The organism is Streptomyces sp. NPDC024698, from assembly GCF_055559015.1.
Window position 1 is genome coordinate 212,956 of the sequence record NZ_JBVHLK010000005.1, and the last position, 26,349, is coordinate 239,304.

Sequence of the window (26,349 nt, forward strand, 5' to 3'; positions counted from 1 at the left end):
GACGGGTACGTAGAGTCGCATGACACCTGAGCGCCCCGAACCGGCGATCGCGGACTCGGTCGTCCCCGGCCCCCTCGCCCCCGTCGTGCCGACCGCCACCTACCGGCTCCAGCTCCAGCCCGAGTTCCCCTTCCGCCGCGCCGAGGCGGCCGTGCCCTACGTGGCCGCGCTCGGCGTCTCCCATCTGCACCTCTCCCCCGTCCTGGAGGCCGTCCCCGGCTCGACGCACGGCTACGACGTGGTCGACCACACGCGCGTACGGGCCGAACTCGGCGGTGAGGAGGGGTTGCGGTCCCTGGCACGCACCGCGCGCGAGCACGGCCTCGGGCTCGTCGTGGACATCGTGCCGAACCACATGGCGATGTCCCCGCGCCACAACCACGCCCTGTGGGAGGTGCTGCGCGAGGGCCCCGGATCCCCGTACGCGCGCTGGTTCGACATCGACTGGGACGCCCAGGACGGCCGGGTGCTGCTGCCGGTGCTCGGGGACCGCCTCGGCGCCGAGACCGGCCAGCTGAAGGTCGACGGCGACCTGCTGCGCTACTACGACCATGTGTTCCCGCTGCGCGAGGGCACCGCGGGCCTGCCGATGCCCGAGCTCCTGGACGCCCAGTGGTACCGCCCCGCGTGGTGGCGGCTGGCCCGCACCGAGCTCAACTACCGGCGCTTCTTCAGCATCTCGGAGCTCATCGGGGTGCGCGTCGAGGACCCGGAGGTGTTCGCGGCGACCCACGCGAAGATCCTGGAGCTCGTCGCCGACGGGGTGATCGAGGGACTGCGGATCGACCACCCGGACGGGCTGGCCGACCCGGACGCCTATCTGCGCCGGCTGCACCGGGCGACCGAAGGCCGCTGGACGGTGGTCGAGAAGATCCTCGCCGACGGCGAACCGCTCCCGCCCGCCTGGCCCGTGGCGGGCACCACCGGCTACGACGCGCTGCGGCACATCGACGGCCTCTTCACGGACGAGACGGGCGCGAGCCGGCTGCTCGGCCGCTACCGGCGCTTCGCGGGCCCCCAGGCCGACCGGGGCGGCCACTGGGACAGCACGGTGCGCCGGGCCGCGTACAAGGTGATCACGCACGAACTGGCCGCCGAGACCGAACGCCTCACCCGCGAGGTGAGCGCCCTGTGCGCCGCCTCCCCCGACCCCGCCGCGCGCGACCACGCCCCGTGGGCCCTGGGCACCGCGCTGCGCGAGCTCCTGGTCCGGATGGAGGTGTACCGCTCCTATCCGTCGACGGACGCGGCCCAGGTGCTCACCGAGCGGGCCGCCGCCGAGGCCAGGTCGGCGTTCGCCGTGCCCGAGGAGGCGCAGGCGGTGGATCTCGTACGGGATCTGCTGCTCGCCCGGGACGGCGACGGGCCCGGAGCGGCCGCGTTCCGGGCCCGGTTCGCGCAGACGTCGTCGGCGCTGCGCGCCAAGTCGGTGGAGGACACGGCGTTCTACCGCCACGTACCCCTACTGTCGGCGAACGAGGTGGGCGGCGACCCGGGCAGCCCCGCGGTGTCCCCGGACGACTTCCACGCCTACTGCGCGCGCGTGCAGCACGACCGGCCCGCCACCGGAACCGTCCTGTCCACCCACGACACCAAGCGCAGCGCGGACGTGCGCGCCGCCGTCTCCGTGCTCACCCAGTGCCCGGAGGCCTGGTCCGAGGTCCTGGCGGTGGCGGGCGACGAGGTTCCGGGGAGCCCCGACCCGCAGCTGGCGTGGGCGGCCTGGCAGACGGTGTTCGGCCTCGGCCCGGCCGCCGGGCAGGAGACGGCCGGGGCCCACACCGAGCGCGTGCGGGACGCCCTGCTGAAGCACGTCAGGGAGGCCGGGACCCGCACCGCCTGGACCGAGCGCGACCCCGCGTACGAGGACGCGGTGGCGGCGTTCGTCTCGGACGGGCCGTGCGGGCCCCCTGGACGGCACGTGGCCGCGCTGCGGGCCGCCTTGGCACCCCATGTGCGGGCGAACGTCCTGGGGGCCGCCCTGGTCCATCTGACGATGCCCGGGGTGCCGGACGTCTACCAGGGCACGGAGGACGAGTACCGGGCGCTGGTGGACCCGGACAACCGGGAGGCGTTCGCGCCGCGGGACCCGTCGGCCGAGAAGCCGGCGCTCACGGCCGCCGCGCTGCGGCTGCGCGCCCGGCGGCCCGGTGTCTTCGGCGCGTCGGGGACGTACGCGCCGCTGCCGGCCGAGGGTCCGGCGGCCGGGCACTGTGTGGCGTTCGCGCGGTCGGGAGAGGTGATCACGGCCGTGACGCGGCTGTCGCTGGCCCTCGCCGAGGCGGGCGGCTGGCGGGACACCGTCCTCGCGCTTCCCCCCGGCCGGTGGGCCCATGTGCTCCCCTCCGGTTCCGCGGAGCGGGAGTTCGCCGGGCACGCGCGCGTGGCGGACCTCTTCGAGGGGGCACCCGTCGCCCTGCTGGAGCGCGTCAGCGCGGACACACCGGAAGGGTCCGCGGAGAACGGCTGACCAGGCCCTCGGGGCGCGGCCGGGGCCCGGAGGCCCTGCGCAGGCCCGGCAGCACGGTCAGCAGGGCGCGCAGCCCCGCTTCCGCCGTCAGCCGGGCCAGCGGCGCGCCCGGGCAGTGGTGCGGTCCGCGGCCGTACGCGAGGTCGCCGGGGTCCGCGCGGAAGATGTCGTAGCGGTCCGGATCGGCGAACCGGGCCGGGTCGCGGCCCGCGGCGCCGAGCAGACACGCCACGGTGGCGCCCTCGGGTATCGAGCCGACCGGTTCGAGCGTCCGGCGGGGCACGATCTGCAACGGCGGGTCGCGGCGCAGCGACTCGGCCCAGGCGGCTCCGGTCAGCTCGGGGCGGGCGCGGATCAGGGCGAGTTGGCGCGGATGGTCGAGGAGGTTGGCGAGGAAGGACGCGAGGGCGCGTGCCGTCGTCTCGCCGGCCGCGCCCAGCACGGTCCCGGCGATCCCGGTCACGGCCTCGTCCGGCAGTGGATCGCCGCCGGGGCGGGCCGCGCACAGCGCGGACAGCAGGTCGTCACCCGGGTGGGCGCGGCGGCGGGCGATGTGGGGCCGCAGATAGGCGTCGAGGGCGGGGCGGTGACCGCCGAGGTGGTCGAGTCCGGTCCGGCACCAGGCGTGCACGCGGGCCGTGTCCTCGTACGGCAGTCCGAGCGCGGCGACGGCCGCGGCGGCGGGCAGCCACTGGCAGAACTCGGCCACCAGGTCGACCTCCTGACGGGACGCCAGACGGCTCGCGAGGACGTGGGCGGTGCGCTCGGCGCCGGCGCGCAGCGCGGCCGACACCTGGTCCCGCCGCACCGAGGCCAGGGCGGCCCGGTACGCGCCCGCGTGCGGCGGTACGGGTCCGGGCGCCGGGGCGACGAACCGGGGGTCCCCGAGCACCGCGCGCACATCGGCGTACCGGCTGACCAGCCAGGCCCCGAACGGCTCGTCGTGGAACAGCGGGAAGGTGCCGCGCAGGGCGCGGTGGAAGGAGTGCGGATCATCCCGGGTCCCCGGGTCGAGCAGGCTGCCCGGAGCACCCAGGCGCGCGCGGGAGCCGCGGGGCGGTGCGTACGGCGCCGGGTCCGGGTCCGGGGGAGCCGGAGCGGGCGAGCCGGGGGCGGGTGCCGGTCCCGCGCGGGCGCGGGGCGCGGCCGCCTCGCTCGCCGAGGGTGGGCCCGGCGGGCCCGCGGGGATCGTCGTCGGGGGGCCTTCGACGGGAAGGCCGTGTGGACACAGCACCGCGGGCCACCACCTCGGGTCGGCGCGCCGGACCCGCGCGCGGTTGTTCCGAGTCGAACACCGCCCGGGCGGGACCGCAGTTCCCGTACACCCGGACGAGTGAATCGTGTACGTCGCACCCGGCCCGCCCGCCCAGGGCGGGGGCGTACGCCGGTCGCCGCGCGCCGACCGCCCCGCACGGGCTCGCGCCGGGGGTACCCGCAGGCCTGCGGGACGTGGTCCGCCCCGGCCGGGAATCCGCGCGCACCCGCCGCTGCCCCTTGCCGCCGGAAAATGCCATCAGGGGTCCCCCGGTGCCGCGCCGACGCGTCCTTGACAGTTCTCCGAGACCGTGGAGTACTGCCAAAAGCGACGCAGGGCGGACAAGTCGGGGGTGAGTCATCTGCCGGAGTTGCGCTACCCCAGTGTGACCGAAATCGTGTCGTCCGCCTCGGCGCTGGCGGCTCACCGGCCCGACCTGTGCGTCCTCAGAGAAGTGGGCACCTCGCGCGCGGGCAGACCCCTCCACCTGCTGTCCGTCGGCCACGCCCGGCGTGCCGTCCTCGTCGTGGCGGGGGCCCACGCCAACGAGCCGACCGGTGGTTCCACGCTGCTGTCCCTGGCCGAACGTGTGCTGTTCCGGCGGGAGTTGCGCAGGGACACCTCGTGGCATTTCCTGCTCTGCGCGGACCCGGACGGAGCGAGCCTCCATGTGACCCCCGCGCCGCGGACCCTCCTCGACTACCACCTGGGCTTCTTCCGTCCGGCCGGACCCGAGCAGCCGGAGTGGTCGCCCTCCGTCCTGCCGCCCGACCGGCTCCCGCCGGAGACCCGGGCGCTGACCGGGGTCATCGACGAGGTGCGGCCCTACCTCCAGGTGACGCTGCACGGCACCGATCTCGGCGGCAGCTGGGTGCAGTTGACCAAGGACGTCCCCGGTCTCGCCGAGCCGTTCGCCAAGTCGGCGGCGGAGCTGCGCATCCCGGTGGAGACGGCCGCCTCGGACGCCGCGGGCTGGCCCGCCTCGGGGCCCGGGGTGCATGTGATGCCGGCGCCCGGTTCGGACACGGCGTACCCGAGCATGCCGGACGACGCCCGGCACAGCACCTGGTACCACGCCCACCGGTACGGCGGTCTGACGGCCGTCGTGGAGGTGCCGATGTGGGCCAGCGACCTGGTGGACGATCCGGCGCCGCACCCCGCCCCCACGGCGGCGATGCGGGGCCTGGCCCAGCGCCTGGTGACGGACGCCGCACAGGTGGAGGCGGTGCTCGGCCGGGCCCTGCCCCGGCTGCCCGGACCCGACGGACCTCTGCTGCGGGCCGCGAAGTGGGCGCTCGACCTGGTGCCCGGGCTCGCCGCCGACTGGTCGCAGCCGCCCCCCGTGGACACGACGATGGCGTACGTGGGCAGCGTGGACGCGTTCGGCCGGCGGATCCCGCTGCGGGCGGCCTCGATGCTGCTGCGCGTGCTCCGGGAGGCCGACGACCGCGAGGCACCTCGTCTCGAAGAGCTGGTCGCCGGCTGGAGCGACGCCTTCGCCGAACGCTTCGGCGCGCGCTGGGTGCCGCTGGAGAACCAGGTCGAACACCAGGCCCGTACGGTGATCGCGGCCGCCCGTCACGCGCGCGAGGGCGCGGCCTGACTCAGCTCGACAGGTCGAACACCGCGCCCGTCTCGGCGCCCATCACACAGGAGTTGGCGTATGTGTGCCTGAAGTCGACGCGGCGGCCGTTCCATCGGCCGTGCGCGGACGCCGTCACGGGCGCGTAGAGCATCGGGCACATGGTGCCGGTCCGGCGCGGAATGCGGCCGAGGTCCCCTCTGGCGGCGGCGAGTTGACGGCAGGCCCTGGCCGCGTGGGCGTGGCCCTGGGGTGGGTCGCAGAGCAGCAGGACGCCGCGGGTGTCGCTGGAGCGGGCGTCGCCGCGGGTGACCGCGAGGCCGAGCCAGTTGCCGGGGAAGCCGTGCCGGGGGGACGCGTGGGCCGCGGGGGCCGCGCCCGCGAGGAGGAGTGCGAGCGGCAGGAGCAGGAGGGCGCGGATCGCTCGAAGGGTTGTCGTCATTCCCGGTGCATCGGCACCGTGGCCCGCGCGGTCCAGCCGGAGTCACCCGAACGGGGACGTACGCCGTCGTGGCGTCCGGCGAGTTCGAACGCGGAGAGGACGACACGCGCCTGGTACTCGACCTGGCGTGCGACCGGGATCCAGCGTGCTCCGCAGCCGTCGCGGTAGTCGGCGCACCACGCGTCGATCAGCCGGTCGAGCTCGGGCAGCGCGCCGGAGGGGTCCTGGCCGGAGGCGGTGACGAGCTGGTGCAGCAGTCCGGCGGTGCGCAGCGCGACCCGGCGCCCGGCGAGGCGCAGGGCGGTGAGCCGGGCGGTGTCGAGCGGCGGCAGGGCGCGGGTCCCGGCGTGGCGGACGTCGGGGTCCCAGGAGTCGGCGAGTCCGGGGCCGACCAGTAAATAGTCGTCGACCGGCGCGAGCAGACAGGTCACGTCCGGCGAGCCGCCGAGGCCGGGACGCACCCGGGCCAGGAGGTCCTTGAGGACCCTCGTGTCGTGGCGCAGGGTCCGGCTGACGGAGCGCAGGGCCGGGTCGGGGTCGGCGGGGCGCGCCGGGTCCTCGACGGCCGCGACGCCCCACATGGGTGCCTCGACGATGGCGGTGACCGTGCCGTGCCGCTGGGGGTGGAACCAGGTGGAGTCGACCGCGGCCTCGGTGATGGCGGCGGCCAGGTCTCCGGTGCGCGGCGGCGGGACGCGGTAGACGGCGGGTCCGAGTTCCGGCCAGTACAGGGTGTCGTACGGGCCGAGTTCGCGCGGGATGCCGAGGCGGGCCGCGCTGTGCGCGACGCGCTGGGACAGGCCGGGAAGGTCGCGGGTCAGCTCGACGAAGGCGCCGCCGACGTCGACGCCGTGCAGCGAGCACTGGAGGAAGGGCCGCAGCTCGTCCTGGAGTCCGAGCAGGACCCGGGTCTCGGGCAGGGCGGCGCCCCGCGGGCCGTCGGGCAGCCATTCCGGCTGTTCGCGGAAGCCGGGCCGGAAGAAGTGCCGGAAATAGTGGCCGAGGGTGTAAGGGCCCCGGAGCCAGGCCTCGTTGCGGCGGGAGCCGTCGGGGTCGAGGCACAGGAGGAGGTTCCAGGTGGCGTCCGCGCCCTCGGTGAGGCGGGGGTCGGCCAGGGCCCGCTCGGCCAGCCGGAGGGCGGTCGCGCCGCCGACGGGTTCGTTGGCGTGCGGTCCGGCGACGACGAGTGCCTGACGGCTGCCGTGTCCGACGGACAGGAGCAGCATCGGGACGCCCGCCCGGGAGGTGCCCACCCGGCGCAGCCGGGCCTCACCGGGGCGCCGGGCGACGAGCGCGGCGGCGCGGGTGCCGAGTTCGTCGACGGTCGGGTAACGGCGCAGTGGCGGCAGAGCACACCTCCACTCGTACGTGCCGTCGTTTCACCGGATGTACATCACGTCCACACAGTCAGTCACGGACTCGGGGTGTACGTCAACACCGCGGAGGCGCGCGGATGGTGGGGGCGAGCCGGCGAACTCCGGTCCGTACGCGCTCTCCGGGCGCGCGGAGGCCGCTCGGGTGGGAGGGCGGTGCCGCCCGGCCGGCCGTGCGGAGGCCTCCTGGCCGGAGGCGCGGTTCAGGCCGAGGCGAGGCGGAACATCATGCGGCCGAAGCCGACCTGGTCGCCGTCCTTCACGACGGACGCGCCGATGACGCGCCGCCCGTTGACGGTCGTGCCGTTGGTCGAGCCGAGGTCGCGCAGCACCCACGCACCGCCCTGGCGGCGCAGTTCGGCGTGCACCCGGGAGACCGTCTCGTGGTTGAGGCGCAGTCCGCTGGCCGGGTCGCGGCCGATGCGCAGCGGGTAGGCGTCACCCGGGTCGGGCAGCTGGAGTTTGGGCAGGCGCTCGGCCTGCCAGGCCCGGCGCAGCCGGACCGTGAAGCCGGACAGGGCCTCCACGGTGCCGAACACCCGCTTCGACCAGCGCCGCCCGGCGCGTTCGTCGCCGGGGGGCAGGTCGGCGGTGAGCACGGCGAGTTCGTCGGAGCGGCGGGCGGCCAGCGCCAGCTCCATGCGGTGGACGAAGGTGTCGTGCGAGAGACGGCCGAGGGCGACGCCGTCACGGAGGGACTTGAGCGCCCGGTCGCGCTCCGCGTCGGACAGCCGCGCGGGGTACGGGTGGAACTCGAAGGACGACGTCACGTTCGTGATTGTCGGGCAGTAATGACAACGTGTCCAGAAGACCCGGAAACGGCTGGTGGGACCGCGTGCGGCCGTTCGCGCGACCAAAGGGCGACGAACACGCGGCAAAAGGGTGGATCCGAAAGCGAATTGATCTCTTGTGGAGCACCATGGACGTGCTGGGTCACTGCGAGCCGACAAGGGGGAAGCGTCCATGCGATTCGAGGTGTGGGCACCGCGGGCCGACCGGATGACGCTCCATCACGCCGGTGTCACGAGCGCGTTGGAACGCGATCCGGGGCGTGCCGGATGGTGGACGGGTGAGGCGGAGGTGACGGACGGGACGCGGTACGGGTTCGCGGTGGACGACGGTCCGGTGCTGCCCGATCCCCGCTCGCGCCGCCAGCCGGACGGCCCCGACGGGCCGAGCGCGGTGGTCGACCAGGGCCGGTACGCGTGGCGTGCCGACTGGCCAGGACGCCCGCTGCCGGGTGCGGTCCTCTACGAACTGCACGTGGGGACGTACACGCCCGAGGGCACGCTGGACGCGGCGGCGGACCGGCTCGGGCATCTGGCCGAACTGGGTGTCACGCACGTCGAGTTGATGCCGCTCTGCCCGTTCCCCGGCCGGCACGGCTGGGGGTACGAGGGGGTCTCCCTGTGGGCGGTGCACGAGCCGTACGGCGGTCCCGAGGCGCTGAAGCGCTTTGTCGACCGGGCTCACGAACTGGGTCTCGGTGTCGTCCTCGACGTCGTGCACAACCATCTCGGTCCCTCGGGCAACCATCTGCCCGCGTTCGGGTCGTACTTCACGGACACCCATCAGACGCCCTGGGGCTCGGCGGTGAACCTCGACGCGCCAGGCTCGGACGAGGTGCGCTCCTATCTGGTGGGCAGCGCGTTGGCCTGGCTGCGTGACTACCGCCTCGACGGTCTGCGGCTCGACGCGGTGCACGCCCTGCGGGACACCCGGGCGCTGCACTTCCTGGAGGAGCTGTCGGCGGCCGTGGACGCGCTCGCCGGCGATCTGGGCCGGCCGCTGTTCCTGATCGCCGAGTCGGATCTCAACGACCCCCGGATCATCACCTCACGCGAGGAGGGCGGCCTCGGACTGCACGCGCAGTGGAACGACGACTTCCACCACGCGCTGCACACCACGCTGACCGGTGAATCGCAGGGCTACTACGCGGACTTCGCGCACACCCCGCTCACCGCGCTGTGCAAGACGCTGACGTCGGGGTTCTTCCACAACGGCACCTGGTCGAGCTTCCGCGGGCGCCGTCACGGCCGTCCACTCGACCGCGCGCGGGTCTCGGCTCAGCGGCTGCTCGGCTACAGCCAGACCCACGACCAGATCGGCAACCGCGCCCAGGGGGACCGGCTGTCGGCCACCCTCTCCCCCGGGCTGCTGGCCTGCGCCGCCGCGCTGACGCTCACCGCGCCCTTCACCCCGATGCTGTTCATGGGCGAGGAGTGGGGTGCCACGACACCCTGGCAGTTCTTCACCGACCACACCGACCCCGAGCTCGCGGAGGCCGTACGGCGGGGCAGGCGGCGGGAGTTCGCGGCGCACGGCTGGGCCGAGGAGGACGTGCCGGACCCGCAGGACCCGGCGACCCGGGACCGCTCCTGTCTCGACTGGTCGGAGCCCGAACAGGCCCCGCACGCACGGCTGCTGGCCTGGTACCGCGAACTGATCGCCCTGCGCCGGAGCCAGGCCGACCTGTCGGATCCCGATCTCGCGGCGGTCAGGGTCGCCCACGATCCGGCGGCCCGCTGGATCGCCGTCCGGCGCGGGGACGTCCGCGTCGCCGTGAACCTCGACAAGGACCCCGCGGCGATTCCCCTCGGCATCCGCCGGGTCCGGTTCCTCGCCGCCTGGGAACCGGTGGAGGCGCCCGGCCCGGACGGGGTACTGAACGTGCCGGGCGAGTCGTGCGTGGTACTGACCCAGGCGTGAGGACCCACTTGGGAGCCGTCCTGGCCGGTCCGTCCTGCCGGGCCCGTCCTGCCGATTCCGGTCCTAGGGTGCCTCGTCCGGTGTGTCCCGGAGGTCGGTGACCCGCTCCAGGAGGATCGACTCCCAGGCGCGCCTCAACCGGGCCTCCAGGAGCGGAAGCCCGGCGGGGTCGTGGCCGCCGTGGAGGCCGTCGGCGAGCCGGACGACGGTGTCGCAGCGGGCGAGCCACAGGCCGCGCAGGCAGGAGCGGGCGCCGTGGCCGGCGAGGGTGGCGGCGCGGACGGCGGCGGGGGCGCCGACGGCGAGGGCCAGCCCGGCGATGTCCTCGGCCGGATCCCCGATCACCGCGCCGCTCCAGTCCAGGACGCCCCGCACCCGTCCGTCGGGGCCGACCACGAGGTGTTCGCCGAGGAGTCCGTGGTGGACGAGGACCGCGGGGCCGGTCTGCGCGCCGAGCTGGACGGCCGCGGGCGCGGCGAGCTGGTCGAACCTGGCGGGGTCGAACTCCTCCGCGGGGAGCCGTTCCGCGGCCCGTACGGCGGTGGCGCGCAGGGCCTCAAGGGAGCGCGGTGGGACCCGCGGCACCCCCAGCGTCTCGGCCTGCCGTACAGGGACCTCGCGCAGCCCGGTCAGCAGGTCCGCCAGGTCGGCCTCGCCGAGCGCCGAGACGGCCTGCTCCTCTCCGGAGACGCCGGGCACCCTGGTGTCCAGGGTGTAGCTCAGCCCGGCCGCCCAGTCGCCCCGCGCGACGCTCAGGGGAACGACGCCCCCGACGAAGGGACGGATCAGCTCGCGCAGCCGCAGTTCACGGCGGCGGCGCAGGGAGGCCCCGGGGTCCGGGGCGAGCCGCAGCACATGGCGTCGGCCCACCCACCAGGTGAAGTGTCCGCCCTGCTCGCGGACGGGCCGTACGTCCGGCCCCGGACCGGGGGCGGCGGCGTCGGAGAGCAGCGCGCGGACCAGCCGACGGACGGTCTCGGGGGTCGGTGGCGGTGCGGGTGCCGGTGTCGGGTTCATGGTCGCGCCCTTGTCGTCCGGGGGCGGGGTCGAAGGATCGTCGCACGGTCCGCGGGCCCGCGTCAGTCGACGACGACCATCTCGCGGGACGTGTTGTTGAGCCGGCGTCCGCCGTCCTCGGTGACCGTGACGATGTCCTCGATGCGGACGCCGAAGCGCCCGGGCAGATAGATCCCCGGCTCCACGGAGAAGCACATGCCGGGAACCAGGGGCTGTTCCTCGCCCTCGACCATGTAGGGCGGTTCGTGGGTGGTGACGCCGATGCCGTGCCCGGTGCGGTGGATGAAGTACTCGCCGTACCCGGCGGCCTCGATGACGGCGCGCGCCGCGCGGTCGATGTCCTGGCAGGCGGCTCCGGGCCGCACGGCACGGAAGCCGGCCTCCTGGGCCTCGCGCACGATGTCGTGCACCTTGCGCTCCTCGTCGTCCGGTTCGCCGACGTGGACGGTGCGGGAGGTGTCGGAGCCGTAGCCGTCCTTGAGGCCGCCGAAGTCGAGGACCACCATGTCGCCGGGCTCGATCACGCGCTCGTCGGCCTCGTGGTGCGGGTCGGCCCCGTTGGGGCCCGAGGCGACGATGGTGAAGTCCACCTGGGAGTGCCCGAACCGGCGCAGGAGATCGGCGAGGTCCTTGGACACCTCCGACTCCCTGCGGTCGGCGAAGCGGACCTTGCGGATCTCCTCGAAGGCCTCGTCGGCCGCGGCTCCGGCGGCCGCGAGCCGCTCCAGTTCGGCCGCGTCCTTGACGGCCCTGAGCATCGGCAGGGCCACGGTCAGGGCCTCGTAGCGGGTGTCGGGGAGCCTCTTCTGGATTCCGAGCAGGTGCAGGGCCCAGCCGTTGTCGCTGATGCCGAAGCGGCCGGCGCGGTTCATGAAGGGTTCGGCGGCGGCGTAGGGGTCCATGCCGTCGGTCCAGTCGTGCAGGGTCAGCGCGGGCGCGCCGGGCGACTTGGCCGCGTCGGGCGCCTCCAGGGTGGGCACGACGAGGGCCGGATCGTGTCCCGCGCGCAGCACCAGCAGGGTGAGCCGCTCGGTCTCCACCGGGCGGTACCCGGTCAGCCACACCAGGTCGGGCCCCGGCGCGACGAGGACGCCGTCGAGCCCGGCGTCGGCCGCGGCCTCGGCGGCGCGCCGCATACGGGCCTCGTAGTCGTCCGCGGTGAAGGGCGCGGGTGTGGCGGCGGTCATCCTTGCCTCCGTGTGTGCGGAGTTCCCCGGGGGGCTACGGCAGCATCCTGCCTCTCCGGTGGGGTGCGCGCGAGCCGGTCGTACCGCGGCGGGGTCAGCCCTCCAGGGCGAGGCGGGCTCCCAGGAGCAGCAGGACGCCTCCGGAGACCTGTTCCAGGCGCCGGCGCACACCGGTGCGGGACAGCACGGCCTTCATCCGGCCGACGAACCACACGTAGACGCCGTAGTACCCCACCTCGTAGACCGCCCAGAGCGCGGCGAGGCCGAGCATGGCGGGCAGGTGCGGGGCGCCCTCGGGCACGAACTGCGGCAGGAAGGACATCGCGAACACGGCCGCCTTGGGGTTGGCGAGGTTGAGCAGCAGCCCGCCCCGGTACGACGCCCAGTCGCTCCGCTCCGCGCCCTCCCAGCCGCCGTCGGCGCCGTCCTTGGGACGGCGTGCCTGCCACAGCGTCTGGACCCCGAAGCCGACGAGCACGACGGCACCGACGACGCGCATGACGTCGTAGGCCATCTCGGAGGCGGCGAGCAGCGCGGTGAGGCCGAACGCGGCGACGGCGCCCCACAGGAAGACGCCCGTCTCGTTGCCGAGCACGGTCAGGAACCCGGACCGCCTGCTGCCCAGGGACCGTTTGATGATCAGCACGGTGCTCGGTCCGGGCGAGGCGGCGATCAGGGTGCAGGCGCCGAGGAAGGCCGCGAGAGTGCTCAGCATGCGGCCATCGTGACGGTCCGCGGCTCCGTTGACCAGCCCCTTTTCCCGGGGACCGGCGCGACGGGCCCCGCCTCCGGGGCGCGGGCGGGCCGGAGCGTCTCAGGTCGCGGTGCCCGGTACCGCGGACAGGCGCCCGCGGCCGCCGTTCGCGTGGCGCACCCGCAGGGTGACCTCCCGGCCCGGTGCCGCGTCCGCCACCGCGCGCGCGAGGTCGGCGGCCGAGGTGATCCCCCTCCCGTCGAGGGCGAGCAGGACGTCACCGCGTACGAGGCCCGCGGTGTAGGCGGGACCGGGGTCGTGCACCGCGACGACGAGCGCGCCCCCGCCGCCGGGGGTGTCGACGGCCTCGACCCCGAGGGTGCCCCGGACCGGTTGCCGCTCGGACCCGGCGGCCCGCGGGGCTCCGGAACCGCCCGGCCCCGGCCTTTCCGGGCCGGCGGACAGGGGTGCTTCCGAACCGGCCGGCAGGGGTGCCGCGACGCCGGCCGGTTCGGGTGCCGCGGCGGCGCCCCGCCTCGGCGCTCCGTAATCGGGGGACGGCTCCCGTGCCGTCGGCCCGGCCCCGCCGACCTGCTTCTGGAGTTCCGCCAGTCCGCCCGCGCCGAGCACGGTCGCGCCCACCGCGCCGAGCCCGACGCCGGACAGCACGAGCACCGCCGCGGCGAACACCCCGGCCGACAGGGTGACCAGGCGTCCGCCGCGCCCCCGCTCCTCGCGCGGGGGCCGGGTCGCGCGGGACGGACGGGTGCCGCCCGGGTCCCGGCCGGGCATCGGTTTGGGACGCAACGCGGCCTGTTCCATGAGTCGCCTCCGGCAGATGTTCCACGGACCGCCTTCGGCTCTTGCCCTACCCCTCTCGCCGGCGCGCGACGATCCCCGAACGAGTGAGACTGGACGGCCCCCGCTCCGGAAACGGTCCCCTCAGGACGCCACCGTCTCCGCCCGTCGGGCCAGCGGTGGCGCGGGCACCCGGTCGGGTACGAAGCCGTGGGCGCGCCGGGCCAGGTCGGCCGCGCCGTAGCGGTGGCAGTCCTGATGCCATTTCAGGACCCCGGCCAGCCAGTTCTCCAGCTCGCGGACATAGCCCCGCATCACCTCGCGCGCCTCCTCCGAGAGTTCGAAGTCCTCGTAGAGGAGCGGCAGTTCATGGGCGACGACATGCTGGAACTGCTCCATGCGCCGGGTCATCAGGTCATGGACGATTCCGAGCGCCGTCGGATAGTCGCAGCCGAAGAAGTTCTGCACGACGAGGACGCTGTTGTGGATCTCTCCCTCGTACTCGATCTCCTTCTGGTACGAGAAGACGTCGTTCAGGAGCATCGCGTAGTCCATGGCCGCGTTCTCCAGCGACCGGACCGGGCCGCTGCGGTAGACCTCCGGGGGGACCGTCCGGCCGTGTCCGAGGCGGGACAGGCTCATGGTGAGCTCGGAGCCGAAGGTGGCCCGGCGCATCTCCAGATAGTCCACCGGGTCCGGGACGCGGTTCTGGATCTGGTTGGACAGCTCCCACAGCCAGCTCTCCGTCATCACGTCCACCGACGCGCGCAGGGCGCCGGCGGCCTCCGGGGTCATCTCCGCGGTGGTGCGCCGCCACAGGTCGATCAGTCCCCGTTCCATGCCGTTGACCGGGAGGGGCGGGTCCGCGCCCGCCTCGGGCATGCAGGCGGACAGGCGGGCGGTGGCGAACCTGGCGGCGGCCAGGTCACGGCGGTTGCCGAAGTGCAGCGGGTAGTAGTCGTCGGCGTACGTGCCCCAGGCCAGCCACTGCGAGCCGAGGTCGAGGGCCTCGGGCGTCGCGTCGGGGTGGATGCCCGCGGCGCACAGCGGCAGGTCGTACGCGATGAGCTTGTCCTCGTCCCAGACGCCCTCCCGGAGCATGCCCATGGCGTGCGTCCAGCCGCCGAGACGCTCGCGTGCGCCCGCGAGGTGCGGGCTGAGGGTGACCTCGAAGGGCATGAGGAAGTCGGGGAGCACGGACGGCCCGACCTTCTGGAACGGGACATGGGTGTACGCGCGCCGCCGTTCCGCCTCGGCCGCCGAGAGCAGTGCCCCGACGTCCGTGGCGGAGGTCCCGAGCCCGCTCGGGACAAGGGTCCGCGTCTCCTCGACGACGCCCTCGTTCATGTAGCGGCTGGAGCGCAGGTGCCATTCGTGCCCGCCGGACTGCCAGTCCTGAAGGCCCTTCGTGTACGCGGCGACGGCGCCGGTCTCCGCGGCCGTGAGCCCCTTCTCCAGGGTCAGCGCGGGCACCTCGGTGAGCGCCGTGTGCTCGAACTGGTGGAGCCGTGAGGTGAGGACGTCGTTGACGGTCTCGGCGGCCTGCTGTGTCGTGCAGCCGAAGAACGACTCCAGGACGAGGACGCCGTTGCTGAGCTCGCCCTCCTCCTCGACCTCCCGCTGGTAGGAGAACAGGTCGTTGCGCAGGTGGACACCGTCGGAGAACGTCTCCATCAGGACCCGCAGCGGCCTCGACCCCGCGACGGACTCGGGCACTTCGGCGGTCGCGAACTCGACGAGCCCGGCCGACCAGGGGGCTCCGCCCACCTTGCGGCGCATCTCGATGTACTCGACGGGGTTGGCGATCCTCCCCTCGTGGATGTTGGACAGCTCCCACATCGACTCGTTGAGCAGGTGCTCGGTGGACCGGGCGAACCGCTCGCGCCAGGCCGTGGACATCGAGGGCACCGTGCGCGCCCACAGGTCGGCGAGTCCCGCCTCGACGGGATTCTCCGGTGCGGGCACGGGCGTCGACAGGTCGAGCGGCATGAAGAGGGGGAGCCGGTCCAGGTAGGCCTTGCCACCGGCGCGATCCTGGGTGCGCTTGAAGGTCTCCAGGAAGTGGTCGTCGAAGAAGAACACCCACACGTACCAGTCGGTGATGAGGGAAAGGACCGGACCGTCGCAGTCGGGGTGGGTGTAGGCGCACAACAGGCCGTAGTCGTGGGCGTCGAGGTCGGTCTGCTCCCAGATGCCCGAGCCTTCGAGCATGCCCATGGAGCGGGCCCATTCGGCCGAGTGGGCCCGCGCCTCGTCGAGGTGCGGGTTCAGCCGGGCGGCGTAGGGCATGTAGAAGTGCGGGAGTCGGAACGGCTGCGTCATGGCCGGGCCCTACCCAGGCCTCCACGCGCGCATCCGCAGGCCAGGACATGATCACACCATCGCGTGAACCCTCCCGAAAGCCGCACACGGCGGGGCGACGGTCATCCGCGTCTCGCCTGGATCAGCGCGTGGGTCCCGCCGGTGCGCCAGCGGTCGCCCTCGGCGGCGTCGAGGTCCGCCTCGACGGCGGCCGTGAGCCCGACGACGACATCGGACTTGAGCGTCCGCAACGCGGCCACCGACCCCGGGAAAGCGGCGGTCGCGACGGCGAACGGGGTGGTGGCGGGGTAGAGCCGGTCGCCGATGAGCCGGCGGTAGTTCAGATCGCCCTTGAGCACGGTCACGTCGGCCGCGGCGAACTCCCGTCGCAGGTCGTCGGGCAGATCGGCGTACGGCAGCGGGGCGCAGGCGAAGGGATGGGTCCGGACGGTGAGACGGCCCGCGGACAGGGCGGCCCAGAGGCGGTTCCCGGCCTCGCCGGCCGCTCCCTTCGCGGCCGTCAGCCGGCGCAGCGCGTCCAGCACGTCGGCCGCGGTGGCGTCGGAGACGTAGTACGGGTACGGCTTCACGTGCAGGGTGGCCCGCCCGGCCCGGCCGTGCCGGAGCAGATGGTCGACGAGGAGGAGGTCGGGGATGAGTTCCCGGCCGGCGTTGTCCGCCACCAGGCAGAGGGTGCCGCCGGTGATCAGGGACCGCAGCAGCTCCGTGTCGTTCGCCACGAGCCGCTCCTCGGCGGCCGCCGCGCCTCCGGTGCCGGCCAGGCTGAACCCGAGGTCGGCCCGGTTGCCCCACAGGGAGCCCCGCAGCAGCGCCTCCTCCTGTTCGTCGGCGGGCCGGAGCGCGAGGTCGTCCAGCGCGGCGAGTTCCGCGGCGGCCTCGGGGGTGTCGAGCTCGGCGAGCTTGAAGGGGCGGAAGGGGTCGATGCCCTGCCAGGGCCCGGGCGCGAAGTAGCCGACGGCTTCGAGGAGTTTGCGGTAGAAGTAGCTCTCCGACCACAGGAAGGGCAGGTCGAACCAGGTCCGGCCGTAGGACTCCCGGCCGCCCCAGGCATCCCAACGGCCGCGGTCCGCCGCGGATTCCGCGAGCGGTTCGACGACACCTTCGGCGCAGTTCCGGAGCAGGGCGTCGAGCGCGAGACGCCGCTCGGGACCGTACGGAAAGGCGTCCCGCACCTTGTGGATGAGCGCCGGATGCCGCTGCGCCAGCACACTCCAGGGGAACGAGCCCGGTACCGAGCTCACGACCACCGGGACGTCGTCGGGACCGGCGGCGAACGGGGCGGGGACGTCGGGATCACGCATGCGGCTCACCGTACCGGCTGAACAGAAGGGGCCGTCCGACGCGATGCGCGCCGGGCGGCCCCTCCCCCCGCAGAGCTCAGCGTTCGGCCTAGGTCGGTCGGCTTCGAGCTGTCGACCGCTTCGGAGTCCTGCGCGGCCCGGTCGTGAACAAGGGGCGCGCAGGCGCCGGCGGCGGTCGCGCTGAACGATAGGCGGGCGACGGAGAGGAGGGATAGCGGGAAAACCCTCGATCCGTACGGCGTACGGCCCTCGATGCGTTCGGCGTGCGGCCCTCGATCCGTGCGGCGGGCGGCCCTCGATCCGGCCGATGCCGGGCCCTCAACCGGGCGGGACCGGGCGGCCGGGACGGGCCGGGCGGAACCCGCCGGGACCGGGCGAGTCGGCTCCCCTTTCAAGCGGGTCGCCGATCTGAACACACCGCGCCCCGGATCCGTATCCTCCCGTACCCCGTGCGAGGAGTGCGTGCCTGCCGCGCGCGGTGGCCCACCGCGCCGCGCCCAGCGCTTCCCCCGCATCGAGGAGACGTCCCGGATGACCGCCTACCGCACCGCCACCGCGGCCGCAGTCGCCCTGGCGGCTCCGCTGCTGCTCACCACGTGGGCCGCGGGGACCGCGTCGGCGCACGGCGCCCCGACGTCTCCGGTCAGCCGGGTCTACGCGTGCTCGCCCGAGGGCGGCAGCCAGAACCGGACGGCCGCCTGCCGGGCGGCGATCGCCGCGAACGGCGCGCCCTTCACCGCGTGGGACAACCTGCGGGTGGGCGGTGTGAACGGCCGGGACCGTTCGGTGATCCCGGACGGAAAGCTGTGCAGCGGCGGTCTTCCCGCCTACAAGGGGCTCGACCTGGCCCGCGCCGACTTCCCGGCGACGCGTCTGACGGCCGGGGCGCCGATGACGATGGCCTACAGTTCGACGATCGCGCACGCCGGAACGTTCAAGCTCTATCTGACCAAGCAGGGCTACAGCCCGACACGGCCGCTGACCTGGTCCGACCTTCCGGAGAAGCCGTTCGCCTCGGTCACCGACCCGGCGCTGGTCGCCGGCGCCTACCGCATTAAGGCGACGCTGCCGTCCGGCCGCACCGGCCGTCAGATGCTGTTCACGATCTGGCAGAACTCCAGCACGACGGACACCTACTACTCGTGCTCCGACGTCGTGTTCTCCGGCGGGAGCGGGGCCTCGAAGACGGCCGGGAGCAGCGGGACTTCGGGGAGCGCCGGGAGCGGATCCGCCGGCAAGAGCGCCAAGGCGTCGCCCAAGGCGACCCGGTCGGCGACCGCCACGCCCAGCCCCTCGACCGTCTCGGCCCCGGCCGACTCTCCGTCCAGCACGGCCGGTCCGGCCGCCGAGAAGGCGGGCACCGATCATCTGGCACCCGCGGCCGAGAACACCTCGGGCGGCGGCCCCGCCCTCCCCATGGTCGCCGGAGGGGCGGGAGCGGCGCTGCTGCTCACCGCCGGCGTCGCCGTGGTGCTGCGACGCCGGCAATGAACCGGTTTCCCGTGGGGATTCCCAACGGTTGCCTGTCGACTGTGCGTATCCGTGTCCTGGCGTGCATGAGTGAGTGTCGGCGGTCTTCGCTCGTGCGAGGCACGGGAGAGAACGAAGGTCCGTGCCTCCCCGACGGCCACGTCAGCATCGGACTCCCGGCCCCGCTCACCCACCTCGCCAACGCCCCGCACGGCCGCTACGTCCTGGCAGCGCGGGTGTCGTTCGCGCACCGGGGCGGGACCTGGCGCGACCGCGTCGAGGCGAACCGGGCGGTGGCCTATCGCGTCCATGAGGACACCGGCCGCAACCACTGGTACCTGACAGCCTCGTGGACCTTCCCACCCGCCGCCGTCCTGCCCTTGAATTCTGTGCGGGCCGGTGGCCTGATCGGCATCGACACCAACGCCGACCACCTGGCGGCCTGGCGGCTGGACGTACACGGCAACCCGGTCGGCGCCCCGCGCCGCTTCGACTACGACCTGTCCGGCACCGCCGACCACCGCGACGCCCAGGTACGCCATGCCCTGACCCGCCTGCTGCACTGGGCCCGTCGCCACCGCCTGGCGATCGCGGTCGAGAACCTCGACTTCACTGACGGGACCAGCCGGGAGAAACACGGCTACCGAAAGAAGTTCCGCAAGCTGATCTCCGGGATGCCAGTGGCCCGGCTGCGCGCCCGCCCGGTCTCCATGGCGGCAGAGCTCCGTATCCCCGTGGTCGCTGTGGACCCCGCCTTACCTCCCGCTGGGGAGCCCAGCACTGGCAGAAACCCCTCACCACCCGCAAACGCACCACCACCCGTCACGACGCTGCCGCCGTGGCGATCGGAAGGCGCGCCCTGGGGCATCCGATCAGGCGTCGGACGGCACCGCCCCGTACCCACCAGAGCGATGGGTACGGGCATGGGACCGTCCAGGCCCGACCGGACACCCCAGGACGTGAGGAAAGCCGCCCCCGCATCCCCGGACCACGGACACGATCCGTGCCGCCCGGACGCGGAGCGAACGCGGGCAACCAGAACGCCCAACACCGTCCGGGGCGTTCGGCTGAGTGTGAGTCCTGGCAACAGGACTCACTTCCGCTCAGTCCATAGGAACGGTCAGTTGACGAAAACGGCCGGGCTGCCCGTCTGGCTGGTGTCGGTCACGGGGGCGTACTTCGCGGTGAAGTAGCCGTTCGCGAAGCAGAGGGACGAGCCCGAGAACTTGGTGAACTGCTGGCTGGTGAAGTTGATGCTGTTGTCACTGTTGTCCGCCGTGCCCGACAGACTGTTCGCCCGGTAGACGCAGGTCAGCGTGCCCAGCAGCGAGCGCAGCTTGACCGTGGTCTGGATGGTGGAGCCCGCGGCCGGGGTGACGGTGACGCTTCCGTCGGAGCCCACGGCGGTGCTGTAGGGCAGGTTGTCGACGGTGATGCTGGTGACGCCGAGGACGCCGATGACATTGCTGCTGCACGAACTGGCGTTGAACGTCTGGCCGGTGAGGGACTCGGTGGCCGTGCCGGGGGACGCCGGGTTGTCGGCGGCGGTCGCGGTGAAGGTCGACGCGGAACAGGAGACGCCGCTCGTGCCGGTGCTGCTGGAGTAGAGCGTGGCGTTGGTGCCGCTCGCCAGCGAGGCGGCGAGGACGTCACCCACGGCGACGGGGGTCCCGCCGGCGCCGCCGGTGGTGAGGACCGCGACGTCGTCGGCGGAGGCGGGGACGACGGCGGACGCCGAGAGGGCCGCGACGACGCCGGCGACGGCGAGCAGGGTTCGAGTGCGCATGGGGGTGTGCCTCTTCTCCGATGGGGGTGTGGGTGCCTGACCGCGCCGGGGCGCGGGGGTGCGGGTCGAGAGGGTGGCGCGGTGTGCGGGGTGGGACGGCCGCGCGCGACGGCGGCGGGCGAACATGCCGGGGCCCGCGTGCGGGGGTGGTGCGGACAGTGACCGCCGCCGGTCCGTGACGCCTTCTCCGTACGCCACGGGCCGGCAGCGACAGCCGGGCGGCCGGCACGGCCCTCGGGGGAAGGTGACCGCAACCGGTGCCACGGGAACGGGGAACGGCCGTGAGGCGCGCCATGTCGGCGTACGCGCCAGGGCCGTTCCTGGACACGCCATGACCGCCCCGCAGTGCGGGGTCCGGGAGGTGACGGGCGTGTCGGCCGGCGGATCCGGCGCCACGGATCCGGGAAACAGGGAGAGTTGTAGACCTGATGGATGGTCAACGTCAAGGCGTAGCAAGGAAGTTGAAGGTCAGTGCGACTGTCCGGCGGATGACTGTTCACGGGTGGGACACAACTGGCACGGTTTTCCCACACGCGCCTTGACCCGTTCGTGTAACCCCCGGTAACTTCCTCGAAGGCTACTGCCGCGTAACGAGAAAGCCCTTGCAACCGCCGGGAGGCGCGAGGAGGCGTACGCGTCAGCCGCTGTCCGCGCCAGGACAACGTGCCGATGGAGCCCCACCCGCATCGACTTCAGCATCGAACGTGCCCAGGGAGCAGACATGGCCTCGTCCCCGGACGCCACGGCGTCCAACGGTTCCACGCCCGAGAACCCGGAAAGCGGTTCAGCCGCCGCCGGACAGGACAGACGCGGGCGGGTCCGGCTGCGCCGCGCCGCGGTGATGGCGGTTCCGGCCACCATGGTCGCCGCGGGACTGATGATCGCGACGGCGCAGGGCGCCCTCGGCGTCCAGTTCGCCATCTCCGGCATGCCCTTCACGGTCACCGCGACCGAGCTCAACGGCACCGGCTTCGAGCAGTTCGGCGGCCTCGACAACATGGCGGACGGCAGCCCGAACGCCGGCGACACCGGCGGCCAGGTCCTCATCGTCACGTCGGCGATCAAGAACGCGACGCTCGACCACCTGTGCCAGAGCGTCGACCTGGGGGGCACGAACCTGCTCATCACGGCCGGCAGCGGGTCGGACAAGGTACAGGCGACCAACCTGACCACCGACTCCACCGAGCTGTCAGGCAACGCCTCCTTCAACAACATCGAGATCGGCAACGACGCCAGCACCCTCGACAAGGCCGGGGTCCAGGGCCCCAAGGGCGTGTTCAGCCAGCAGGCGGACACCGTACGCATCGCGAACCTGCGTCAGACCAACTACGCGACGACAGCGGCGGTGTTCAAGCTCCCCGGCCTCAAGCTCCGCTTCAGCGACCAAGGCTGCTGATGAGTGCCGAGGTACGGGAGGAGGAGGACCGGGACCTGCGGGACACCTTCCGGCGGTGGCGCGCGAACCGCCCGTTCTGGGGCGGGCTGCTGCTCACCCTGGGAGGCGCGGAGATCCTCCTCACCGAGAAGGCGTCGCTGAAGGTCGTCCTGCACATCGGGATGCAGGGCCTCGCGGGGTATCTGCTGCCCACCACGATGCTGCTGTGCGGCCTGCTGATCCTCTTCAACCCGGCCCAGCGGCTGTTCTACTCCCTGCTGGGCATCCTGCTGTCGCTCGGCACCTGGGTCACCTCCAACCTCGGCGGCTTCTTCGTCGGCCTGCTCCTCGGGGCCGTCGGCAGCTGTCTGGCCTTCGGCTGGCTCCCCGACCAGAAGCCGCGCAGACGGCTGCTGCGGCGCGAGCACGCCTGAGGCCGACGGCGGAATCCGAACCTCGGCCTGGCTTGCCCGCACGTACGGAAAAGGGGCAATTGCCTGTACGCGCAGGGAAGTTGGCACCGTACGCAGTCGGCACCCGGCGTATCCAGGCGGGTCCGCGTCGTCGCGTAGCGTGACGTGCCGTATGCGCATCGGTGTTCGACTGCGGGGAGGCTCCCGATGGCAGATCCACGACCTTTGGTGATCGACGCGACCGGACGCGACATCCATGGAGAGGCGGCCCGGATCCGTGCGAGAGGACCACTGGCCCGGGTGGAGCTTCCCGGCGGTGTGCGGGCCTGGTCGGTGAGCGGCCCCGAGTTGCTCAAGCGGCTGCTCACCGACCCCCGGGTGTCGAAGGACGCGGGGCAGCACTGGCCACTGCTGACGAGCGGCGCGATCACACCCGACTGGCCGCTGTTCACCTGGGTGTCCGTGCAGAACATGTTCACCGCGTTCGGGGGCGAGCACCGGCGCCTGCGCACCCTGGTCTCCAAGGCGTTCACCGCCCGTAGGACGGCAGCGCTCCAGCCGCGTATCGAGGAGATCACCCGGGAGCTGCTGGACCGTGTGGCGAAGGCCGGACGCGGCGCCCAAGTCGTCGACCTGCGCGCGGAGTTCTGCTGTCCGCTGCCGATCCGGGTGATCAGCGAGCTGTTCGGACTGCCCGAGGAGCGGGGCCCCGAGCTGCGCGAGCTGGTGGACAGCATCTTCGACACCTCCGCCGAACCCGGTGAGATGACGGCGGCGTACGGCCGGATGCTCGCCGTCCTGGCCGAACTCGTCGCCGTCAAGCGGAAGTCACCGGGCGACGACCTCACCTCCGGGCTCATCGCGGCCCGCGACGACCGGAACGGCACCGCGCTCAGCGAACAGGAGCTCCTGGACACCCTGAGCCTCATGGTCAGCGCCGGTCACGAGACGACGGTCAATCTCATCGACAACGCCGTGCACGCCCTGCTCACCCGGCCCGAACAGCTCGCTCACGTCCGGGAGGGCCGCGCGGGCTGGGACGACGTGGTGGAGGAGACGCTGCGCGTGGAGGCGCCGGTCGCGAGTCTGCCGCTGCGGTACGCCGTCGAGGACATCGCCCTCTCCGAGCTCGGCGGCCCCGAGGGCATCGTGATCGCCCGGGGCGAGGCGATCCTCGCGGCGTACGCCGCCGCCGGGCGTGATCCCGGGCGCCACGGCGAGGACGCCGAGCTGTTCGACGTCACCCGCGCCGACAAGGAGCACCTCGCCTTCGGCCACGGGGTGCACCGCTGCCTCGGGGCGCCACTGGGCCGTCTGGAGGCTCTGATCGCGCTTCCGGCCCTGTTCGGGCGCTTCCCGGATCTCCGGCTGGCCGTCCCCGCGGAGGAGCTGAGGCCGGTGGAGTCCTTCATCTCCAACGGCCACCACTCACTGCCGGTGCACCTTTCCTAGGTCTCCGCACACCGGACCCGACAGACGTCGAGCATCCGGCCCGGCTCGTCGGTCCTCGGCCGCGGTCATCCCTGTGTGCCGCCCTCGGCCGGGCGGGTTGGGGTGTCCTGCGGCCGCGGGGCCTCCGGGGTTCCCGCCGTGTCCCGCTCCGCGCGGCCGGAGCGGAGGCCGCGGGCGAACGCGCCCATGCGCCGGGCGATCTCCTCGGCGGACCGCGCGCCGGCGTCCTCCGCGGGCGCGGCAGCGGTCCGGTCCCGTTCCGCGGGGCCCGGTTGAGCGGGCGCGGATGCGGTCCGTTCCGCCGGGCCCGGCTGCTGCGGGGCCCGGCGCCGCCGCTTCGGCAGGCCGCCGGCCCTGGTCGTCCCGACAGGTTCCGCCGAGCGCCGGGTGGGAAGCAGCGGCGGCATGGACGGGGGCCTCCTGCCCGTCGGCACCGGCACGGACCGCGGGACCACCCGCGCGGCCGGGACCGGATGCGTGAGCAGTGCCGCGGGCAGGAACAGCACCGCCCGCACACCGCCGTGGGGCGACCGGGATTCCACCGAGACGCTGAATCCGTACCGGGCGGCGAGGACACCGACGACGGCGAATCCGAACCGCGGAGGGTCGCCGAGCCGGGTCACGTCCACCGGGTCGCGGCCGCTCAGCAGGCCGGCCGCCCGCTCGGCCTCTCCCCCGTCCATGCCGGCACCGGTGTCGTCGACGACCACACGGGCACCGTCCTGCGCCGGCTGGAGGGTGACCTCGACCCTCGTGCCGGGCCCCGAGTGGCGGGCCGCGTTGTCCAGCAGTTCGGCGACGGCGAGGACCACGGGTTCGACCGCGCGGCCCTCGACGGCGAGGTCGACCTGTCCGTCGACGCGCACGCGCCGGTAGTCACGGACGCGGGAGGCGGCGCCCCGCACCACCTCGGCCAGGGCGGAGGTGCGTCGCCTGCGTCCGGGCCAGGAGCCGCACAGGACGGCGATCGCCTGGGCGCGACGGCCGAACTGGGCGTTGGTGTGGTCGATCTCCAGGAGGTCGCGCAGGATGTCGTGCTGGTCGTGCCGGTCCCGCATCTCGGCGATGGCCACCTGCTGCTCGTCGGCGAGAGCCTGGATCGAGAACATCGAGGCCTTGAGCACGGACTTCGCGGACCGGTCGGCGCGCACCCGCGCGTGTCCCACCGCCTCCGAGAAGCGTTCGAGGACGGTGCCGAGCCGCTTCGCGAAGTCCGTACCGGCCAGCCGGGCGTCGAGGAGGCCGCCGTCGAGCGGGCCCGCGTGCTCGGCACCCGTGCCCGCGTACGGGTGCGGGGCGTCCTCCAGGGCGGGCAGGCGGACCTCGGCCAGATGGCGCAGCTCCTCGTCGCGGGCGCGCAGGTCCCGCGCGAGATCGTCGGTCCGCCTGCGCTGCCGTGCGCTGATCCCGCGCTGCCGCACCAGCAGTACGGTGACGGCGAGCAGGCCGGCGGCCAGGCACCAGGACACGGCCACCGGTATCCGTTCGGTCATGGTCCTCAAGTCCTTTTGCGCAACGACGCATTACTGGGGCTGAAGCAGGAAAAGTGAGGGGCGGGACGCGAGTTGGCGGGGCGGATGACGGTAGCCCCGCGTCGGGTTCCACGCTTTCCCTCGCGCGCAAGGAAATTGCCCCCCTGCGCACCAGCCGTGTGCACTAGGCTGACGCCGCGTAACTGCCCTCACTCGTCGGGGAGTCGATGGTGGCCTTGCCCACGGGGAACTACCTGGTGGAAGCCCGGTCGACGGGCGCGGTGGAGCCGTCCGAGCGGGCCGACTTCTGGAGCGAGCACATCGGGTCGTACCAGCCCCGGATGGGTTACCGGTACGGACGCACCGACGACTTCCGCGGCAGGACGGTCCGTCAGCGTACCGAGGCCTATCAGCTCGTCAGATTCCGGTCGGACGCGATCGAGTACAGCAGGACCGCGCGGCAGATCCGCGAGGACCCCGACAGGGACTACCGGCTGCTGCTTCCGCTGACCGGCGAGATCGTCCTGCGCCAGGACGGGCACGAGGCGCGGCTGACACCGGGGACGGGCACCCTCGTCTCGTTCGGGTCGCCCTTCCGGTGTCTCCAGGACGCCTCCACCCAGGCGTTCGTCCTCACGATCCCGGCCCGCGAGCTGGACGGCCCGCTGAACCGCAAATCGCCGCTGGCCACCGCCCTCGATCTGAGCAGGGGCCTCGGCCGTGTCGTCCGCTCGATGCTCGACGGTCTGTACGCCGGGCGCGAGGGCCTCACGGACTCCCAGTTCAACGCCGTGTCCGACCGTGTGGTGGAGCTGTTGTGCATGCTCACCACCGGCGACGACCGCCCCGACGGCGCCCGTCATCTGACGGACGTGGAGACGGTGGTGCGCCGCCATGTCCGCGAGCACGCCGCCGACCCCGGTCTCACCGGTACGTCCATGGCCCGCGCCCTGGGCTGGTCGCTGCGCCAGATCCAGCTGGCCCTCCAGCGCGCGGGCACCACCCCCCGTGACCTGATCCGCGAGGAGCGGCTGCGGCTGGTCCGCGAACGGCTCCGGTGCGGCGACTGCGAGCACCTGACGATCACCGACCTGGCCTACGCCTCGGGGTTCTCGTCGGCGAGCACCCTGAGCACCGCCTTCCGGCAGCGCTTCGGGGTGAGCCCCCGGGAGATGCGCAACGCCGTCCGCGGAACGTGATCCCCGGCCGGCTCCGTCCCAGCGGCGCCGAC

The 26,349-nt window shown here is 73.5% G+C and carries 20 protein-coding genes and 1 pseudogene; 9 read left to right on the forward strand and 12 right to left on the reverse strand.

Annotated elements, in window-relative coordinates; all coding sequences use genetic code 11:
• The first annotated feature begins 19 nt into the window (after positions 1-19).
• Entirely contained in the window at positions 20-2,470 is a 2,451-nt protein-coding gene (treY, locus tag ACZ4AA_RS14380; protein ID WP_467600868.1) for a malto-oligosyltrehalose synthase, read from the forward strand.
• On the opposite strand, the gene ACZ4AA_RS14385 is transcribed toward treY, so the two are convergent.
• The gene (locus ACZ4AA_RS14385; RefSeq protein ID WP_467600871.1) at positions 2,430-3,704 is read right to left on the reverse strand and encodes a cytochrome P450; all 1,275 of its coding nucleotides are present in this window, start codon (positions 3,702-3,704) and stop codon (positions 2,430-2,432) included. The genes treY and ACZ4AA_RS14385 overlap by 41 nt on opposite strands.
• A 373-nt stretch (positions 3,705-4,077) precedes the next feature.
• Between ACZ4AA_RS14385 and ACZ4AA_RS14390 the strand changes: the two genes are divergently transcribed.
• Positions 4,078-5,328, forward strand: a complete 1,251-nt coding sequence (locus ACZ4AA_RS14390) for a M14 family zinc carboxypeptidase (RefSeq protein WP_467600874.1) — start codon at positions 4,078-4,080, stop codon at positions 5,326-5,328.
• 1 nt (position 5,329) lies between these two features.
• On the opposite strand, the gene ACZ4AA_RS14395 is transcribed toward ACZ4AA_RS14390, so the two are convergent.
• From ACZ4AA_RS14395 to ACZ4AA_RS14405, 3 genes are all read right to left on the reverse strand, one after another.
• Positions 5,330-5,749: an SSI family serine proteinase inhibitor gene (locus ACZ4AA_RS14395; protein ID WP_467600878.1), complete on the reverse strand. Its 420-nt coding sequence runs from the start codon at positions 5,747-5,749 to the stop codon at positions 5,330-5,332.
• Positions 5,746-7,098: a M14 family zinc carboxypeptidase gene (locus ACZ4AA_RS14400; protein WP_467601361.1), complete on the reverse strand. Its 1,353-nt coding sequence runs from the start codon at positions 7,096-7,098 to the stop codon at positions 5,746-5,748. The genes ACZ4AA_RS14395 and ACZ4AA_RS14400 overlap by 4 nt, the downstream gene beginning before the upstream one ends.
• 227 nt (positions 7,099-7,325) lie before the next feature.
• Positions 7,326-7,892, reverse strand: coding sequence for an FHA domain-containing protein (locus ACZ4AA_RS14405; protein WP_467600881.1), 567 nt, complete (start codon positions 7,890-7,892; stop codon positions 7,326-7,328).
• Positions 7,893-8,085: 193 nt separating this feature from the next.
• Between ACZ4AA_RS14405 and treZ the strand changes: the two genes are divergently transcribed.
• Positions 8,086-9,831: a malto-oligosyltrehalose trehalohydrolase gene (treZ, locus tag ACZ4AA_RS14410; protein WP_467600884.1), complete on the forward strand. Its 1,746-nt coding sequence runs from the start codon at positions 8,086-8,088 to the stop codon at positions 9,829-9,831.
• Between the two features lie 63 nt (positions 9,832-9,894).
• On the opposite strand, the gene ACZ4AA_RS14415 is transcribed toward treZ, so the two are convergent.
• The 6 genes from ACZ4AA_RS14415 to ACZ4AA_RS14440 form a co-directional block, all read right to left on the reverse strand.
• Positions 9,895-10,848 carry an aminoglycoside phosphotransferase family protein gene (locus ACZ4AA_RS14415; protein ID WP_467600887.1) on the reverse strand — a complete coding sequence of 318 codons (954 nt, stop codon included), beginning with the start codon at positions 10,846-10,848 and terminating at the stop codon, positions 9,895-9,897.
• Positions 10,849-10,910: 62 nt separating this feature from the next.
• Entirely contained in the window at positions 10,911-12,035 is a 1,125-nt protein-coding gene (locus ACZ4AA_RS14420; protein ID WP_467600890.1) for a M24 family metallopeptidase, read from the reverse strand.
• A gap of 94 nt (positions 12,036-12,129) precedes the next feature.
• Positions 12,130-12,750, reverse strand: coding sequence for a LysE family translocator (locus ACZ4AA_RS14425; protein ID WP_467600892.1), 621 nt, complete (start codon positions 12,748-12,750; stop codon positions 12,130-12,132).
• A gap of 99 nt (positions 12,751-12,849) precedes the next feature.
• Complete coding sequence (locus ACZ4AA_RS14430) at positions 12,850-13,551, reverse strand: PDZ domain-containing protein (protein WP_467600896.1); 702 nt, start codon at positions 13,549-13,551, stop codon at positions 12,850-12,852.
• A gap of 120 nt (positions 13,552-13,671) precedes the next feature.
• Complete coding sequence (gene cyc2, locus ACZ4AA_RS14435; RefSeq protein ID WP_467600899.1) at positions 13,672-15,849, reverse strand: germacradienol/geosmin synthase Cyc2; 2,178 nt, start codon at positions 15,847-15,849, stop codon at positions 13,672-13,674.
• 101 nt (positions 15,850-15,950) lie between these two features.
• Complete coding sequence (locus ACZ4AA_RS14440; RefSeq protein WP_467600902.1) at positions 15,951-17,150, reverse strand: damage-control phosphatase ARMT1 family protein; 1,200 nt, start codon at positions 17,148-17,150, stop codon at positions 15,951-15,953.
• 531 nt (positions 17,151-17,681) lie between these two features.
• On the opposite strand from ACZ4AA_RS14440, the gene ACZ4AA_RS14445 reads away from it, so the two are divergent.
• Together ACZ4AA_RS14445 and ACZ4AA_RS14450 are read left to right on the forward strand one after the other, a co-directional pair.
• Complete coding sequence (locus ACZ4AA_RS14445; RefSeq protein ID WP_467601364.1) at positions 17,682-18,641, forward strand: lytic polysaccharide monooxygenase auxiliary activity family 9 protein; 960 nt, start codon at positions 17,682-17,684, stop codon at positions 18,639-18,641.
• A 128-nt stretch (positions 18,642-18,769) separates the two neighbouring features.
• Positions 18,770-19,734, forward strand: a pseudogene (locus tag ACZ4AA_RS14450) (IS200/IS605 family accessory protein TnpB-related protein); the annotation flags it as partial.
• 6 nt (positions 19,735-19,740) lie between these two features.
• Here the strand turns inward: ACZ4AA_RS14450 and ACZ4AA_RS14455 are convergent.
• Complete coding sequence (locus tag ACZ4AA_RS14455) at positions 19,741-20,406, reverse strand: Tat pathway signal sequence domain protein (RefSeq protein ID WP_467600905.1); 666 nt, start codon at positions 20,404-20,406, stop codon at positions 19,741-19,743.
• 721 nt (positions 20,407-21,127) lie between these two features.
• Between ACZ4AA_RS14455 and ACZ4AA_RS14460 the strand changes: the two genes are divergently transcribed.
• The 3 genes from ACZ4AA_RS14460 (at position 21,128) to ACZ4AA_RS14470 (ending at position 23,646) form a co-directional block, all read left to right on the forward strand.
• On the forward strand, positions 21,128-21,802 hold the full coding sequence (locus ACZ4AA_RS14460; RefSeq protein ID WP_467600908.1) for a DUF6230 family protein: 675 nt from the start codon (positions 21,128-21,130) through the stop codon (positions 21,800-21,802).
• On the forward strand, positions 21,802-22,215 hold the full coding sequence (locus tag ACZ4AA_RS14465; RefSeq protein WP_467600911.1) for a DUF6114 domain-containing protein: 414 nt from the start codon (positions 21,802-21,804) through the stop codon (positions 22,213-22,215). Before ACZ4AA_RS14460 ends, ACZ4AA_RS14465 begins: the two co-directional genes overlap by 1 nt.
• A 186-nt stretch (positions 22,216-22,401) precedes the next feature.
• Positions 22,402-23,646, forward strand: coding sequence for a cytochrome P450 family protein (locus ACZ4AA_RS14470; RefSeq protein ID WP_467600914.1), 1,245 nt, complete (start codon positions 22,402-22,404; stop codon positions 23,644-23,646).
• 65 nt (positions 23,647-23,711) lie between these two features.
• Here ACZ4AA_RS14470 and ACZ4AA_RS14475 read toward each other — a convergent pair whose 3' ends face one another.
• Positions 23,712-25,139, reverse strand: coding sequence for an ATP-binding protein (locus tag ACZ4AA_RS14475; protein ID WP_467600917.1), 1,428 nt, complete (start codon positions 25,137-25,139; stop codon positions 23,712-23,714).
• A gap of 209 nt (positions 25,140-25,348) precedes the next feature.
• Between ACZ4AA_RS14475 and ACZ4AA_RS14480 the strand changes: the two genes are divergently transcribed.
• Entirely contained in the window at positions 25,349-26,317 is a 969-nt protein-coding gene (locus ACZ4AA_RS14480; RefSeq protein WP_467600919.1) for an AraC-like ligand-binding domain-containing protein, read from the forward strand.
• Positions 26,318-26,349: the final 32 nt, after the last annotated feature.